This window comes from Microcystis sp. M44BS1, assembly GCF_020244875.1.
Taxonomy (GTDB): domain Bacteria; phylum Cyanobacteriota; class Cyanobacteriia; order Cyanobacteriales; family Microcystaceae; genus Microcystis; species Microcystis panniformis.
On record NZ_JADBVM010000117.1, the window covers coordinates 22,636 to 38,893 of the forward strand.

At 39.2% G+C, this 16,258-nt stretch carries 14 protein-coding genes, 2 pseudogenes and 1 CRISPR repeat array (1 of these 17 cut by a window edge); of the genes and pseudogenes, 5 read left to right on the forward strand and 11 right to left on the reverse strand.

Going from position 1 to position 16,258, the window contains the following annotated elements; all coding sequences use genetic code 11:
- Positions 1 to 43: 43 nt before the first annotated feature.
- Complete coding sequence (locus IM515_RS08850) at positions 44 to 268, forward strand: hypothetical protein (RefSeq protein ID WP_287626999.1); 225 nt, start codon at positions 44 to 46, stop codon at positions 266 to 268.
- Positions 269 to 383: 115 nt separating this feature from the next.
- Positions 384 to 650 (forward strand): hypothetical protein, encoded by a 267-nt coding sequence (locus IM515_RS08855; protein ID WP_002789481.1) that lies wholly within the window; start codon positions 384 to 386, stop codon positions 648 to 650.
- 238 nt (positions 651 to 888) lie between these two features.
- Here IM515_RS08855 and IM515_RS08860 read toward each other — a convergent pair.
- Positions 889 to 1,062, reverse strand: a pseudogene (locus tag IM515_RS08860) (IS701 family transposase); the annotation flags it as partial.
- A gap of 246 nt (positions 1,063 to 1,308) precedes the next feature.
- Between IM515_RS08860 and IM515_RS08865 the strand changes: the two are divergent.
- Positions 1,309 to 2,082 carry an all3515 family Zur-repressed PEP-CTERM protein gene (locus tag IM515_RS08865; protein WP_287627001.1) on the forward strand — a complete coding sequence of 258 codons (774 nt, stop codon included), beginning with the start codon at positions 1,309 to 1,311 and terminating at the stop codon, positions 2,080 to 2,082.
- 312 nt (positions 2,083 to 2,394) lie between these two features.
- Here IM515_RS08865 and IM515_RS08870 read toward each other — a convergent pair whose 3' ends face one another.
- Together IM515_RS08870 and IM515_RS08875 are read right to left on the reverse strand one after the other, a co-directional pair.
- The gene (locus tag IM515_RS08870) at positions 2,395 to 4,278 is read right to left on the reverse strand and encodes an ATP-binding cassette domain-containing protein (protein WP_002765419.1); all 1,884 of its coding nucleotides are present in this window, start codon (positions 4,276 to 4,278) and stop codon (positions 2,395 to 2,397) included.
- 169 nt (positions 4,279 to 4,447) lie between these two features.
- A pseudogene (locus IM515_RS08875) lies at positions 4,448 to 4,915 on the reverse strand (RNA-guided endonuclease InsQ/TnpB family protein); the annotation flags it as partial.
- 90 nt (positions 4,916 to 5,005) lie between these two features.
- Here IM515_RS08875 and IM515_RS08880 point away from each other — a divergent pair.
- Positions 5,006 to 5,884, forward strand: coding sequence for an NYN domain-containing protein (locus IM515_RS08880; protein ID WP_287627017.1), 879 nt, complete (start codon positions 5,006 to 5,008; stop codon positions 5,882 to 5,884).
- Positions 5,885 to 5,958: 74 nt separating this feature from the next.
- Here the strand turns inward: IM515_RS08880 and IM515_RS08885 are convergent, their stop codons facing one another.
- On the reverse strand, positions 5,959 to 7,659 hold the full coding sequence (locus tag IM515_RS08885; protein WP_287627016.1) for a hypothetical protein: 1,701 nt from the start codon (positions 7,657 to 7,659) through the stop codon (positions 5,959 to 5,961).
- A gap of 930 nt (positions 7,660 to 8,589) precedes the next feature.
- On the opposite strand from IM515_RS08885, the gene IM515_RS08890 reads away from it, so the two are divergent.
- The gene (locus IM515_RS08890) at positions 8,590 to 11,136 is read left to right on the forward strand and encodes a WYL domain-containing protein (protein ID WP_287627015.1); all 2,547 of its coding nucleotides are present in this window, start codon (positions 8,590 to 8,592) and stop codon (positions 11,134 to 11,136) included.
- Between the two features lie 255 nt (positions 11,137 to 11,391).
- Here the strand turns inward: IM515_RS08890 and IM515_RS08895 are convergent, their stop codons facing one another.
- From IM515_RS08895 to IM515_RS08925, 7 genes are read right to left on the reverse strand one after another with little or no spacing between them, the layout of a single operon-like run.
- Positions 11,392 to 11,592, reverse strand: coding sequence for a hypothetical protein (locus IM515_RS08895; RefSeq protein WP_287627014.1), 201 nt, complete (start codon positions 11,590 to 11,592; stop codon positions 11,392 to 11,394).
- Positions 11,589 to 12,041: a hypothetical protein gene (locus IM515_RS08900; RefSeq protein WP_106908583.1), complete on the reverse strand. Its 453-nt coding sequence runs from the start codon at positions 12,039 to 12,041 to the stop codon at positions 11,589 to 11,591. Before IM515_RS08900 ends, IM515_RS08895 begins: the two co-directional genes overlap by 4 nt.
- A gap of 30 nt (positions 12,042 to 12,071) precedes the next feature.
- Positions 12,072 to 12,554: a PH domain-containing protein gene (locus IM515_RS08905; RefSeq protein WP_287633593.1), complete on the reverse strand. Its 483-nt coding sequence runs from the start codon at positions 12,552 to 12,554 to the stop codon at positions 12,072 to 12,074.
- Positions 12,526 to 13,173, reverse strand: a complete 648-nt coding sequence (locus tag IM515_RS08910; RefSeq protein ID WP_287627012.1) for a hypothetical protein — start codon at positions 13,171 to 13,173, stop codon at positions 12,526 to 12,528. The genes IM515_RS08905 and IM515_RS08910 overlap by 29 nt, the downstream gene beginning before the upstream one ends.
- A gap of 1 nt (position 13,174) precedes the next feature.
- A complete protein-coding gene (locus tag IM515_RS08915) occupies positions 13,175 to 13,756 on the reverse strand; it encodes a hypothetical protein (protein ID WP_287627011.1) in 582 nt (193 codons plus the stop codon).
- A gap of 9 nt (positions 13,757 to 13,765) precedes the next feature.
- Positions 13,766 to 14,062: a hypothetical protein gene (locus IM515_RS08920; protein ID WP_287627010.1), complete on the reverse strand. Its 297-nt coding sequence runs from the start codon at positions 14,060 to 14,062 to the stop codon at positions 13,766 to 13,768.
- Complete coding sequence (locus IM515_RS08925) at positions 14,059 to 14,697, reverse strand: vWA domain-containing protein (protein WP_287627009.1); 639 nt, start codon at positions 14,695 to 14,697, stop codon at positions 14,059 to 14,061. Before IM515_RS08925 ends, IM515_RS08920 begins: the two co-directional genes overlap by 4 nt.
- 576 nt (positions 14,698 to 15,273) lie before the next feature.
- Positions 15,274 to 16,258: direct repeats of the CRISPR family, unit length 35 nt; unit sequence CTTTTAACTTCTTAGCAAGTTTAATTAATGGAAAC; it runs 1,461 nt beyond the window's last position.

Sequence of the window (16,258 nt, forward strand, 5' to 3'; positions counted from 1 at the left end):
TAAATTTTTACGGCATTTTTAGGGAACTTATCGCATCCTTTTGATGTCTAATTGGGGTTTGCGTCCAAAAGTTTCTCGTGGTGGCAGGGTGTGGGGTTTTATCGATTTTCAGGTGGTCAACTACCTAATTTTCAGGGAAAAAGTCCCCGAATTTTCCGCCCGATCACTCCCATCCCCGGTACTTTTTGATTTCAAAAAAGCCCAAAGACATTATCCAACAAGGTTTTTAGATTTATTCAGCAAACCCTATATAATTCTCAGTAGATGAACGTAGGTTGGGTTGAAGCATGAAACCCAACGCCCGATTATGTTACGCTACCGCTAACCCATCCTACAAATAATTGTGCCTCCCTACTTAAAAAGCTCTAAAGGGATTGTAACCGATGACGGATGAAAGATTAGAACGGATCGAGAGCATACTACAGGCTACCGTTGTCCTCACGCAACAGAATCGAGAAGATATAGCACAGCTAACCCGTGAGGTTAGGACAATAGCAGCGAGTCTGGAACGAACCAACGAGCGCTTAAATCAATTTATCACTCAAGCTGAGAGCGATCGGCAGTTTTTCCGCAACGAAGTCACTGGTATCCGTACAGAAGTTAAGCGAATCGTAGAGCATCTTTTCGGACAATCCCCAGATCAAGAGTAAAGATTAGCCAACAGGTATATAGCGTTTCTCACACCTGTGTGGCACAGTTAAACCTTTGCTGATTAAGCTTTTCACCATCGACAATGTACCTCTTGCGAACAGGAAACGCTATATATGGAACCTGCGTAGGAATAACATCCCAGGGAGACAATGGCTCTGTAGAAGGAGTGGACTAACCCTAAATGGGACAATATAGAAGTTACGCATTGACAGAAAGCCTCAAATAGGCATAGCAAGTTTATGCGAACATAGTCTCCGTAATATTCTCCATAATAAATTGGCGAATAACAGGGATAAATAGCTTTCGGGCAAATTCATAGCAGTTGTTAATCAGTTGATTAAGGCAGGCAGTCTGAAGATGACAGAAAGCACGGAAAGCGCAAAAGAAATGATTACGAATTGCCCACTCATCACTACTACCGAATCACCACCAAGCGCGTGAGAACCGATTTATCGAGAGACGCGACACCTGTCTACGACACGCTGTCTGTTGACTTCCAGAAAAATCTTTCTTACGATAGGTAGAACAAAATCTCTGACAAAATATATGTTTATTTTGACTAATAAGGCTTTAAATGCCTTTTTCGTCTCGATTTCCGCAGTCTTTCTTAGTTCGACCGCGAGCCTCGCCCAATCCCATAGTAGTCATCATCATATTATGGTCGGGATAGACGGACTCCCGACTCTAGCCAGCGGGACTTATAAAGCTCTGGCCAATCCGAACTATGGGAGACTATCGCTTCTGTTCCCGCATCAACATGAACCCGTCAATATCAGTCATTTCCACGCCATCGGTATTTATAGTTACACGGGGGAGGCAACGAACGCGACAGTGGTAGAGACCAGTACCAATAACCGATTGCCCGAAACACGGTTCAACCTATCCCCGATCCCCCTGTTTCCGGGTAGCGGCGTTTTTGCGGGAAAGAATATTAGCCAGAAAACGGACGATCATATGTATTCGGATTTGAAAATACGTCCGGTCGCCCATTTAACCGACGATCTCGCCGATCCTTACGTGAACGCAATTTATAATACGGGAAACGGTCGCTGGAAGGACTTGTTGGGAGACGAGGCGACGATCGCCCTACAATTAATCGATATCACGCCCGGTTTGACGGTAACGGACGCTTCGGGAATAAATTTGTTTAACGCGGTCAACGATACTTATGTTATCGGGCAAGGAGATTGGTTCGCTTTCACTCCCGTGTTTTCAACAGATGGGAACGCGCCGTTAGGAACCTATTCCGCTACCTTTCGCTTCGTGGATACGAATACCGCAAACGGTCGTACCCCGCTATTACCATCGGGAACCTTTAGCCTCGATTTCCAACCGGTTCCCGAATCCTCTACCTTGCCCGGAATCGTTCTCTTGGGTTCGCTCGGTCTTCTCGGCGGAGTAAAAAGGCAAAAAAAGAACAATAGCCGATAATCCGTCCAAAATGTTAGGACTTTTCTAATCTAACGACCTACCATTGTAGGGAACCTGCGTAGGAATAACATCCCACGGAGACAATAGACCTATTGCATAAATCCGAAAACAAACGATAGAAACAATAATGGGAGGGACTTTCAGTTAATTATTTATTAGTAGTTGATAATCTTCAAAAATGTTGCTGTACAAGGATCGACTTAAGACTTTTGCAAGAGGTCTAATGGCTCTGTAGAAGGAGCGGACTAACCCTAAATGGTACAATATTAAAGAGCAGGTCTCTATTATCCAAGTTATCGGCAAAAAGCTTGATCAATCCTCATTAATTCTCTGCACAACGCTGATAAATGCGTCTTCTAAAGAAAAGGGAAGCAAACGCAAGGATTGTACCTGTATTCCCGCGGTGCTGACAATCTTTTTTATCTCTGGAATTTCCCTGTCGGGATGATCGAGAGTCAGGTGCAAGCAATCGCCAAAAATCGAGACGCGCCAAGCTTGTAAACGGGTTTTTAAAATTTCTGCCGCTTGTTGCACTCGATCGAGACGTAATTCGATTAATTGCCCCGGTTGTGCTGCTTTAATTTGACTGGGGGAACCTTGCATCACCACTTCTCCAGCTACCATAAAACCCAGACGATTGCATTGTTCCGCTTCTTCGAGATAATGGGTTGTCACTAATACCGCAGTTCCCTGACGAGCCAAATCGTTAATTAAGCGCCAGAATTGTCGTCGCGCTAGGGGATCAACTCCAGAAGTGGGTTCATCGAGAAATAGTATCTCCGGTTCGTGCATGACGGAAGCGCCAAAAGCGACGCGTTGTTTCCATCCTCCCGGCAGTCTTCCGGTTAACATTGTTTCCCGTCCGATTAATCCCACCGTTTCCAAAACCCAAGCGATTTTTTGCTGACGGTAGCGCGGGGGAACCCCATAAACCCCGCAGTAAAATTCCAGATTTTCGATCACGGTGAGATCATCATAAAGGGTGAATTTTTGGCTCATATAACCAATTTTTTGCCGTAAGCTGGGATTACGCAGGTCTTGACTGCGCCCAGCTAAGGAAATCTCGCCATCAGAGGCGGAAAGTAGCCCACACAGCATTTTAATCGTGGTGGTTTTTCCCGCACCATTCGCCCCCAATAAGCCGTATATTTCTCCGTAGTCAATGGTTAAAGTAACACCTTTGACGGCGCAAAAATTAGCGAAGGTTTTCCGCAAATCCCTAGCATCGATCGCTATTCCCGTGGTGATGGTCTCGGATTTAAACTTTGGTAAGGGGATAAAAGGGGGATCGGAACCCTGTTGTCGCAAACGGGTGACAAAGACGTTTTCTAGGGTTGCCTCGCTAGGGTGGATAGCGCTGAGATGATCGATCGCATTCTGAATAATTCTGGTTGCTTGCTGGGGATTGCCAGTTAACACATCTAGACGATCACCAAATAACTGCACGTCATTAATATTTTGTCCATCCACCAAAAGAAGTATTTTTTCGGCGGTAGCGGCGATATCGGGCGATCGAATTTCCAAGCGTTGTAAACCGAGACGTTGGCGCAATTGGCTGAGGGTTCCGATCTCGTGAATTTCTCCCTCGTACATCAAAGCGATGCGGTGACAACGTTCCGCTTCATCGAGGTAGGGAGTAGCCACCACAATTGTTATACCTTCGCGGGCTAAAGTGGCTAAAATATCCCAAAATTCTCGCCGAGAGACGGGATCAACTCCGGTGGTGGGTTCATCGAGAAGTAGGATTTGGGGACGGGAAATCAGGGCGCAACAGAGGGCGAGTTTTTGTTTCATGCCCCCGGAAAGTTGACCGGCTAGGCGATCGCCGATGCCCTTCAGGTTCATTAAAGTTAAATATTTATGCCGACGCGCTTGCAAATCCCTCTCGGTTACTCGGCGCAAATTGGCCGCATAACGCAGGTTTTCATCAATGCTGAGGTCAAGATAGAGGGAAAATTGTTGGGTTAAATAGCCGATAGTTTGACGGACGTGACGGGGCTTTTTTCCCTCTAGATCCACATAACCACCCGATGGGTTCATCACCCCGCCCAGAATGTGAAAGGTGGTGGTTTTTCCCGCTCCATCTGGACCAATTAAGCCAAAAATTTCCCCCGGATAGACTTGGAAATTTATCCCTCTAACGGCGGCAAAATTGCCGTAGTTTTTCTGGAGGTTAACGACATGAACTACTCCCATCCGCTACGCCCTCGATTCGAGTTTCTGAAGTTTCTTCGTCCCTAGATGCCTCATACTTCCGCACAAGGTAGCACTAGACGACTCTGCATCTAAAGAGGCTCGTTCCAAGCCCCTAGCTTGACATCCTCGCCGCCGTAAAACGGACGGCGATTCCCAAACCTCACGATTAGGGATGTAATCTGACTGTTACTGTGTTTGGTTCACAGCTTTCTGGGATTTGTCGCGACCAGCGAATCGCTAAGGGTTCTGTGAATTTAGCTAAATAGATTTGTTTGTCTTTGAACTTAAAAGCAGATTTGGTAAATTCGGCACTTCCTCCTTGATGTTTTTTCTTAAAGTTAGGATACTTAGTACGACCAGCAAAGAAATTAGTGAAAGCTGTTTGTAAATGTCTTAACCCTTGTGGTAAAGGTACACAGCTAACTTCGTTTAAAAACTCTAATTCTTCTTGCTTTTTCCAATCGGTTAGCATTGAAGAAGTTTGGGCGTAGCCTACTCTTTCTTGCTTTTCGTACCAAGCTTGTGTTCGTTCGTGGAGAGCTTTGTTGTAAACTAATCTTACACAGCCCAATGTGCGCCGCAATAGCGACTCTTGTTCGGGTGTGGGGTAAAATCGAAACGAATAGGCTTTTTCCATGCCTCACATTTTAGCATATATCGTGTAAATGCGCTAATATTTAACAGTAAAGCCAACCTAGAACGACGGGGTTTCAGACCCAAATTTTCGATGATAGTAGGAACAGCGCTCGCGACCGCCACTTCTACCTCTGCGATCATTGTTACTAAAGAAAAAAAGAAAATCAAGACTCTGATTGAAGGAAGTCTGACTAACTCCCAAACTATGATTAAGGGGATCGAAAAAGAGGTTAAAGCTGTCACACACACAACAGAAAAAGTGGCTAGAGAAGTCAGGATACTGAAAACCAGTAGCCGTTTACTGGTAGGCGCAACCCAAAAAGTTCAACATCAACAAAAGCTAACGACTGCAACTCTAAATCAGCAACAACAACAGTTAAATCAACTTACTCCCCAAGAGAAGCCAACCCCAGAGATAGAAACTGAGAAGCGAGTCATTCCCCTACCCCAAAAAAGACAGACGGTGACTCACATCTACATCGATGGTAACAATTTCAGCAAAACGACCGAAACACTAGGGTTAGAAATTGACTGGAAAGCCTTAAAAATTGCTCTGGTGGAACCAGCAAAACAGACAGATACTTTTACTTTAAAGTATTATACTGGACTCCATGAGCATCTTTCTCCGAATCAAAAACAATGGCTTCATCACTTAAAACAACTTAACTACGAGGTAATCACCTTCCCTTTATCACAACGGGAAAACGGATGGAAAACTCTTGGCGATGATTTAGCGATGGGGTTGGATTTAATAGAAGCGGTTAAACCAGGCGACCGCGTTATCTTAGTCACTGGTGATGGAGATTTCATTCCCTTGATTGAGAGACTACAAGCACGCAACGTTGATGTCAATGTAGTTGGGGCTTCTGTAAACACTAATTCTCGCTTACAAGCATTACTAAAACAGGACTTTATCCCCCTAGAATCTATCAGTGACCAGATTGTTAAACTTAAGAGACTAACCGCTTAAAAGTCACATCTTCCACCGTTTCTGAAGCTGGTCTTGAAATTAATCTTGTCCACGCCTTTGCGGGGATTCAAGGGTTAAATCAATTGTTGACAAATTTCATCTCGTAATTCGCTATAGAGATAATAGGGAGTGTTTTTATCCCAACCGACATAAGGAGATGATTTTTGTCCAAGTAACTGATAAGTATGGACAGCAATATTGAGAACTTCCCCTAAAATATTGTTAGGATGACAAGCTTTATGGGGATTAGCTTTATATTTATCTTTGTCGTCAGTCCAATTTCGTTTGTCTTCTTGCAATTGATCAATCATAGTTTGTACTGATACTCCTCTGCCACTATGAATGAGCGCATTTCGATTATCAAACCAATAATCTAATTTTACCAAAGAGGCTAGAATCTGTTGCCATAATTCAAGGCGATCTCGCGTAGCGAGCGCTTTGCGTTCAGGATGATCAATTTCTATTAAGGTTTGAACAAAATTTCTCTTACTATAACGATTTCCTAATTTGTAGAAATCCCTCCTTTCAAAATCCTGTTCTAATTCCTGAAACTTATTATAAAATTCTTGAGATGCTTTGTTTCTGACAAATACCCAATCTTGATTTTGATTATTATTTCTCAAGTATTTTTGTCCGCGTAAGCCCATAATTAATTCATTTAAAGTGACTTCATAAAAAGAACTTAATCGGATTAGAAAGTTAGCGATTTCATCTAGTTCCCAATAAATCCGACATTGAGTATAAAGATTTAACCAAAAGTTATGCTCCATTTTATCATTATCTCTCACGGCATTTTTATCAAGGTTAAAACAGCTAACGGCAAAATCAAGGCTTGTGAGAATTTCTGTTAACTTTTCTTGCTCTTTTTGGGTGTCACTGGCTATTGCAGAAACTTGTTTTGCTAAATAAATCAAAGTTTCTTGCCAATCTTTAACAATCACTCTTGCTCCGTCAAAATCCCATCTTTTTTGTAACAGTAACTTAACGGTTTGATATTTTTGATTCCGTTGATAAAGCCAATAAGAAGTTAGTTGACATTCAGAGTTTTTGCCCTCTAAAAGTTGATTAAGGTCTAAAATGGGGTCAATGAACAGAATATTTTTAAAATCACTGGCAATTGCTTGAATTTTGAGTGCAGTTTTTTGGTGCAATGTTCCCCCTTTAACATTGACTAAAATAGTTGATTCTTGGGATAAATTTTCTTCTAAATAAATCTCATTCAACTGATTATAGTAGTATTCAAGAACTAAATCTTCAAGGTTAGGATTTTGCGGATCTAAATTAAGTTGTAGCTCTTTTTGAATTAATTCAAAATCAGGATATTCCTGTTGTACCCACTGTTGAATAATCTGGAACAAATAAATGGTATCTTGAGGGTGTGAAGTCGGTTGATTGGTGACGAAAATATAGGCTTTAGATGCTCCCATTGCTACTGCTTTTTGGATTACACTTCCAATTCGAGTTGGTCGAATAAGAGAATGCCATTTAGGGGACTCTTTTTGATAGCTTGATTGTAGAGCTTTGGTTAATTCACGAACTGGTTGTTTTTGGTTAGGCAATCCTAAATCTTGGTAAACTTGACTATTAGGAACATAGTTAAAACCTTGATACATATTGTCCCAAATAGTTCGACGCTCATTATCTAAATCTTTGAGTTTTTTATTTAGATTAGGTTCATTCGAGAGAAAATCAATAGGAAAATAATAATTTTGGCTATCTACTGTTACTTTAATAGATAAGTCAGAAGTCCCAAGGTTCGCAAGAAGAATAGTCATATTTGTTAACTGTAAATTAATGGCTATTGACGACGTTACCCTAAATTAAAGCTTATGAGAGTATATTTGGTGCGAACACCGATATCTTCTCTGGGTTGAGTTAAGAAACTCCATATTAAAAAATTTCACCAAGGAGTGGGAGTTCGCATGAAATGGTCATTATTTCTCGTTAGCGATTATTAAGCTTAATTCAGGACATTAGCTCACCGTCTATTATATCAGGGCAAGCGCATCTTAACAATCCTTGACAAAAGGGACTTTGTGGGGGTTGCTTACCCACGATTCAGGCATATTTGAGGAGAATTTGCCATCTCAATTGTTAAGCAAAAATCGACCCATTTGGTCAATTTGGTAACTATTCTGATTGGCTGGTATCGGCTAAAATGCCCATGCGGATCACAAAATTGGCCAATTGTCAATAGCTTTTGAGATGCTCTCACCCTGTACATAAGACAATTCCAGACATCTTAAACATTATTCTCAATCATCCTTTATTGCAATTGAGGAGAGACTATAAAGAACAGTTTATTAACACCGATCAATACTATATCTATTCTGCGGTTAAAACACAGGTGATCGCTATTTTACTGAGCGATCTTAAATGGCTAGAAAATGTACGGCGATAGAACGTACTTATATGATAGAATTGACTCGGATAGATATACTTTAATTCTTTATTCTTCTGCTGTGGAGGTTTAGATGAGTCCAGAACGAGTCACAGATTCAACCAGAATATGGGAGCATCTCATTTATGCAAGTAAGTAATTATACTTGTCCCTAAAACTTGCTTCTGGTAAGGCTTTCAAAATAGCTTGACATAAAGCTTAATTTAGGAGTTACAGATGCTCCTTAGAATATCAACTTCCTAAATCAGAAAAGGGAGCGATTAGACAAACTAAACTTACCTATAGTAACGAATCAATCAATTCTTTGACTCAAATTGAACAATTATACCGTTATTTTACGGCCTTTCAAACTATGATAAAAAAGCTTGTAATTTGTCACTTTTTGATTGGACTTCCTGCAAGCGGTAAATCAACGTTTGCTCAAGTTTTGGCAGAAGAAATTAATGCTGTCGTAGTTTCAACCGATGAAATTCGGGCGCAACTTTATGGAGATGCTGCAAATCAAGGAATTTGGGCGGATATTGAGGTAGAAGTCTTAGATCAAATTAAAACCGCCGTTGAAAAAGATCAACCCGTCATTTATGATGCCACTAATGCTATGCGCCCGTGGCGACTTGATTTTCTTTATAAAACGGTTAATTCATTTAACATTAAATGGATAGGATGGCATTTACAGACTTCTGTGGAGAAATGTAAACAAAGAAATCAACAACGTGATCGCCAAGTTCCTGACGAAGTGATTGATAAAATGAATGCTAATTTACAAGAAAATCCCCCAGAGTCTAACGAAGGACTGTTAAAAATTTATCCTGTTCCTGTTAAAGACAATAACTTTGATCTTAACGAAATTTGTACAATTCTCACAGGATTCAAGCGTCTTTTAGCTAACATAGCTAACTTGAATAAGAATAAAGTTTTTCACCCATATTCTCGTTTATTAGACTTTGAACGATTAATGCACTTAATGTCCGTCATTATTAACTATCCAGGGATTGGGAATTTAGCCGAAACTGAACCAGAAAACCTGAAAGAAATTTTAGAAGTCGAAGAATTACCTCAGTTTAGCACTTCAATTGAGGAAATTTGTGCAGTAATTACTAAAAAGTATCATGCTATTTATGCCCATCCTAAAGCAATAGAAAAAGACTTATATTGGTTAGAAAAAAATGGGATTTTAGCCAGAGGAGATATAGCGGCTAATTTAATTGAGATAGAGTCGATTGATTATCCTTATTTAATTAGTCATCGTTACAATGATTTAGAAAAATTTCAACGGTTAATAAAAACGATTCGTTTTATTGTTCATCATCCTTTTTTATGCGAAGAAAATAGCAAACCTTCGGTGACAACAGAAACAGGTTTTAGGCAAACTAGCATTGTTAAAGCGATGTATAACTATGGCTTATTTTCTGGCAAGATTGATATTGAGAATGAATATCAAAGAAGTCCTCTAGAAAATAACTTTCGAGAAGATATTTGTCATTGTATTAAACCTTATCAACTTTTACCTAATTTTGCTATGAAGAAAGGCTACTTTGCAGGAACAGGTATTTTATCTCAATATGAGTTAAATAAGCTCTATCAATCTCTCCGATCCCATTCAGTAGAGAAATATTTTAAAGATCCTCTTGCTGCCGAAATTTATGATATATTTAAACAACGATTAGAGAATTCCAAACTTTTAGAAGGAGAAGCCCCTTATTCTACTCGCTTAATTGGCACAAAATCTATTGTTGATGTGGAGAAATATCAACAACAATTTGAACAGTTAGAAGAAGCGATAAAAAAAGGAGAGCTTTTGAAATTTAGTCATATTCAAGGAAGTGCTAAATGGCCAAAAGATCAACCACACTTTACCGCTTATCCTTTACAAATTGTTTTTCATAATATTGCATGGTATTTAGGGTATGAAATAGGTGAAGGAGACAAAAAAGGTTTATTTGCTTTCGCAAGAATTGATAGAATCCGATTTCAACAAGTAAATACTCAGAGAGATATAAATGAGCAAAAGAAAGCGTTAGATAAGCTCCATAAACTTTATGATGCAAGTGCAGGAATTTATTTAGGCGATGATGTGGCAAAACAGCGTCAGTATTTAGATTCCCAACAAGGAAAGAAATTAAATGTTACTGTCATTCTCTACGCCACAGAACTTGCGTTTAAATTTATTTGTGAAGGAAATCAAAGATTTCAGAAAATAGAAATGTCTTTACCTGATTGGTTAAAAGGAACGAGTTATGAACGCAAAGCGCTCGCTACGCGAGATCGTGGAATTTTTAAGTTAGACCAAAATATTCCTCCCTATCAATATACTATTAAAGTTACTGTACCCGAATGGTCTTTAATGGACATTGATCTCATTCGTTGGATTTCGGGTTGGGGAAAAGAAGTTAAGGTGATTGAACCTCAATCATTAGTTGACAGAATTTATAGTATTGGAGAGGGAATTACTAATATTTATCAAGATATTGAACTGATTTGTTGTGACTTAGAAAAAGTCAATGACTTAGTTAAAAATAAGGAGGGAAGCGACTATCGATTTATTTCAATTAAAACCCCTAATGGCAATGCTGAACCTCAATCTGTTCAATCTGAACTTAACATGAATCCTGGGCATATTCACCCCCTTATAATAAATGATATAACTCAATTTAATGAGGAAGATATTAAAAAAACAGTGGCTTTCATCAAAAAAAAGAAAAAAGCTTCAAAAATAGTGGATGGTTTGCGGTTTTTGATCTACTCCCATTCAGGAATTAACCTTGCTAGTGAAGTGGCGATCGCTATCTATAGAGAGTTAAAGCAAGATACTGAATTAACTAACTTAAGAATATCATTAAATTATCTTTAGATCACCGTCAATAGATAAAGATTTAACAGTGTTAAATCCCTACAAAGGTTAATAAATTCCTAATTGTAGGGACATAATATCATTATGTTTTAATATTACTGTGCTGAAACGATAAAAAAATTGATGGTGGGCAATCATTTAGGCTATACCATGCAGAATTAATAGAAAAAAGGGATTGCCAATCAAGAAAACTTTGCAATCCCTTAATTGATTTTAAAGCCAAAATTAGACTTTATTTTTTGCAACTGTTTTAGTTCAGCTATTGACCAAATTATTTATTGTTGTAGTAGCATTATTTTGCTGAAGAATGACTGGTTTTGGCTGTTTATTAACCATTTGTTGTTGGCGAAGTTTTTTAGTTTTTGTGACTTTTTGGCGCGGGTTAGAATAGAGGGGATAAAAACGCTTGACAGATAAGCTTTGAGGACGTTCAAGAGCTTTTGACTTTGACTTCATTCAAAGGCATCATCAACATAATCTTCAACAGAGTCATAGACATCAGAAACATAATCTTCAACAGAGTCATAGTAGGATTCCACAGAGGTAGCAAAGGCTTCTCCACCGTTTTGCCAGATTCCCCCACTATCGTTATAGAAATGGTTCCATAGTTCTGAACTATCGCCCTTATGTCCATCGTATTCATTGGCGGTTCCTCTCATTCCTGCGTATTGATGGTTTTCGTCGATTAGATTACCTGAATCATCGTAGAAACACTCTTGTTGTGGACTTTCAGGCGAAGGGTCTTTATTTTCTAAGTATCCCTCCATTCCCCCGTGAAATGCGTATTTGCCAAAGGGATTGTCATAAGAACTCCATATATCTTTATCTTGTAGTTCTGGACTATCTATTGTGCTGGGACAAGAAGTATTAGTCTCACCGTTAGTAGATGTGTTTTGGTCAGCCATATTACTATTTCCTTTTTTTGAGATGATTGATTACTGCCAAGAGCCTGGAATATCAGGTCGATTTCTATGTCGCTCAATGTTGACTTGCTGTTGAAGAATTTCATGCAGCTTCAAGGCATCTGTAAGCGAAATTGCCTGAATAACCACGAGTTTGTTATTTCTATCTGTAGAGTAAATGTAAAGATTTGCTATTCCAAATAAACGATAAAGAAATGGCTTTAAAATGCGTAAATCTGTCACACGAAATAGCCAAACTTCGTCAATTTCTTGGTTAAAAAGTCCCGTAATAGTCCTAAACCGTTGAGTTGTGAACATATATTCGGTTCGTTGTAGAGTTAGGTACTGCCAGGCTATAGAAAAAAGAGGAATTATGAAAATTATTCCACGGAGGTTTTTCCAACTTAAAAATACTGACCAAGCTTTAGGTTTCAAGGCTACGATTGGTTTTTCCGGACGAGGGGCGTAGCCTGCGGCAAAAGGCGATTCATTCAATGTCATGGTGAGCAGCTCCATTTTGATATTGAAAATCTTCTACTCTTGATTCGCCGTACACAGTAACGATGGAGAACTTGGTTAATTCAAGGCTAAATTTTTTAACCTGTTCCTGCAATTCTCTCAGTCTTTTTTCTAAATCTTGCATTAGCTCTTTTATTCCCATTTCATTCAGTATTTCTTGCATCATATTGCTATCAGCTAATGAACCTGACCAATATGATGATTTTTTTAGTACTGACTTGAATTCCCATTCTAAGTCATTTAATCTGCTGATGGATTTTTCATGATTTCTGACTTGAGATTCAGCAAATTTTAAGTCTTCTTTAACTGTATTTATTGCCAAGAAATAGGAGGGATCGGGAGCGCTAATAGCCCGCGGATAAGCGTGTAAAGATTCTGCTTGTTTCCGAATTTCTTCAAGCTTTTTATCTCTCTCTGATAAACAGTTTTCAAAAGACCGTCGGTGGTCTTGCTGAATTAATTTTATGGATTTATGGAGAGAGCGGCAAGCGACTCTTTGTTGAAGGATTTCAACCATTTTAGATGGTGACAGACTTGCATCTGAGACATAAATACTGGTCAGTTCGTTTAAATCCTGAGAACTCATCTCGTTAATATTTATCAATCTAATATTCATTTTAGACCTCCTCATAATACTGCTGATATTTTTTTCTAAGTTGTGTAAGAGCTTTTGGGTAAACTATAAGATGTCCTTTGAGGATTCCCGTTGCTAAGTTCAATAATCCTGCTAGAATAGGAGCAATAGACATGAACCAGGGCAAATCCTCTCGCTCTAGTAATAAATAAGCACTCACAATAAACTCGGTGATTAGGTAAATGGTACAGCCAAGACGATTAATAATTGAGATTATTGATGTTTCTAAGAAAGGTGCTTCAAAAAGTTGAAACAGATAGATGTATGTTTCCAGTCTCATCGTCCCAAATCGAGTTTGACTCAGTCTTTCTCTCTGAATATTAATCCAATTTAAGGTAGATCTCGCAAATCCTTTGAGGCGTTCACGCATATACTCCTCGCTAACTTTGTTGTCGAAAAGAATACAGGCTATCAAAGAAACTGGAACGGCAAATAATATCTTTATATCGTCCCAATCCCCCGGCACTAAAACCATAGCCGTGTTAAAATTTAAGAATGCGATGATGCTCGTGGCAAACCAAGAAAAGAAATTATCTTTCAAAGAAGAGAAAGTACCTCTATTCATAATACTCCTTTAGTACAATTCATCAATTTTAATAAGTTGAGAGCGACAAAACTCCGCAGCAGCAACTCTCCTCTGTGCGATTGCATAGCAAGGAAAGCGTTGTAAGAGGTCTTCCTGGTCCTGGGGATGAAGGTCTTCGGCGATGAGTCGATTGAATTCGTTTGATTGAGCGCCATTGACTGTTGCTTCCGACTCTGGCCACGGGTTAGATTCTGATTCTCGTTCGGTGTGGCCACTGGCATTAGATACATGGGAACTATTCCAACCGGTGCCCTCAAAGTGAGGGAAACTATCTGATTTGTTCATGGTTTTGCCTCAGCTTTTCTTCTAGTTTCTTGGATAGCATTCTTAATAGCAAATTCCACGTCAGTATGAGCATATGTAACTGGGAGACCCTCCAAAGCAGTTTCGATCTCTAAGCGAAAGGATTCGCCGCCGTTGTTTGTAGCATTCAAAATGAGTACAGATCCCCCTTTTTCAATGACATTTTTAACGGTAGTTCTCCAATCTTGAGGGCAAGGTGATTCCCGCTCGTTTGTCTCTATAAGGACTAACAATACACCAGGTTTTTTTGATGACTGAAAAATTTTATGGGCTGTGCGAACAGCTGGACAGGTCAAAGTTCCCTGTTTTTGGGTGGTGCTTACGGCTCCACACTTCTTTTTCGCATCAGTTGGATTGGTGGGGGTAAGATGTTCAAAGAAGTCCGGTTCGCCATTGACTTGAATAACTTTCAATTCATCACCACGCGAAATGGATTCTGTTATACCCTTACAGGCTTTCTTGGTTGTCGTCTTAAACTCTTCGTTATTTTGTGCGCTTTCAGAGGTGTCTTTTAAGAGAACAAGAGCGATCGGATTCTTTTGTGAACAAGATGGCAAAACGATAAGTATGGAGACAGTCATAAATCGAAGGAACAATCGTTTCAGACTATTTTTCATAACATTACACGGTAGTACACTTTTCAGACTCAGGGAACTCTATCTTCCCCTGCGTCTTGATTTCGATTCTAGAACCTATCTGAAGAAAAATCGGAGTGCTGATGCGAACACCGAAAGGATGATGAGAGATCAACCCTGAGCAACAAATACAGAGCTACCAGAGTCTGCTGCTATTAAGGTAAAGCAACTAAAATATCGGGAGCATCTCATTTATGCAAGTGAGTAATTATACTTGTCCTAACACTGGTTTCTAGCAAGGCTTTCAAAATAGCTTGACGTAAAGATTTAGGGGTTATAAAGATGAGATGCTCCCGATCGCATAGGCATTAGCGTGGAACAAATTCTATTGTTTTATGCCGATGGAATGGGGGGTTTCTCAACATTTTTCGTGGGTTAGACACAATGGCTAAAAATCTAGAGTTTTCGTTGAGGTGCGTCGATGCCTTGCCCACCAAGGCTTTGAGCCTTATGACTGAGGTAACTATTGCGAATTATTATTAATAATGTCTATGCTTTTCAATATCCCACGAAAAATTGCTGTACAATCCTTATACAGCCTAGTTTTGCCAAGCTAGTCTTTTAACTTCTTAGCAAGTTTAATTAATGGAAACACGAATCCTCCGATGAAGATTACGGCTGCTAATACAACTTTTAACTTCTTAGCAAGTTTAATTAATGGAAACATAAGGGTCAATAAGGTATGGTGGACTATCAAAAAAATCCTTTTAACTTCTTAGCAAGTTTAATTAATGGAAACTCGGTGAGTGGGGCCTGTCTGATGGGCGAAACTCTTTTAACTTCTTAGCAAGTTTAATTAATGGAAACTTTTTGAAAGGCTACTTATGAAATGAAAGGCTATTCACACTCCTTTTAACTTCTTAGCAAGTTTAATTAATGGAAACCGCAGCAGCTACACCAAGATTGCCAGCTTCCCCTCTTTTAACTTCTTAGCAAGTTTAATTAATGGAAACTGATAAATTACTTCACTTAACATCTTTATAATCCATACTTTTAACTTCTTAGCAAGTTTAATTAATGGAAACGCAAACAGCCCCATCATTTTTGTTATCAGAATCATGAATATCCTTTTAACTTCTTAGCAAGTTTAATTAATGGAAACGCCAAGCAGCTAAAGCTTCACCAAACACCCATGTGTTCTTTTAACTTCTTAGCAAGTTTAATTAATGGAAACGCATCTTTTTCTCTTCCTTCACATGAATCTTTCGATTTTACTTCTTTTAACTTCTTAGCAAGTTTAATTAATGGAAACGTCTAGCCCTTCCCGGGCAACCGCCTTTTCAAATTGAATCTTTTAACTTCTTAGCAAGTTTAATTAATGGAAACCAGAGTCTCCCGAAACCTTCACGGACTTGCCATTGCCTTTTAACTTCTTAGCAAGTTTAATTAATGGAAACACAAAAAGACCAAGCAATTTCAGAACCATTTTTGATGATTCTTTTAACTTCTTAGCAAGTTTAATTAATGGAAACTTCTGGCGAACGATCTTCTCTTGATTTTGCAGCAGTCTGCAAAACTTTTAACTTCTTAGCAAGTTTAATTA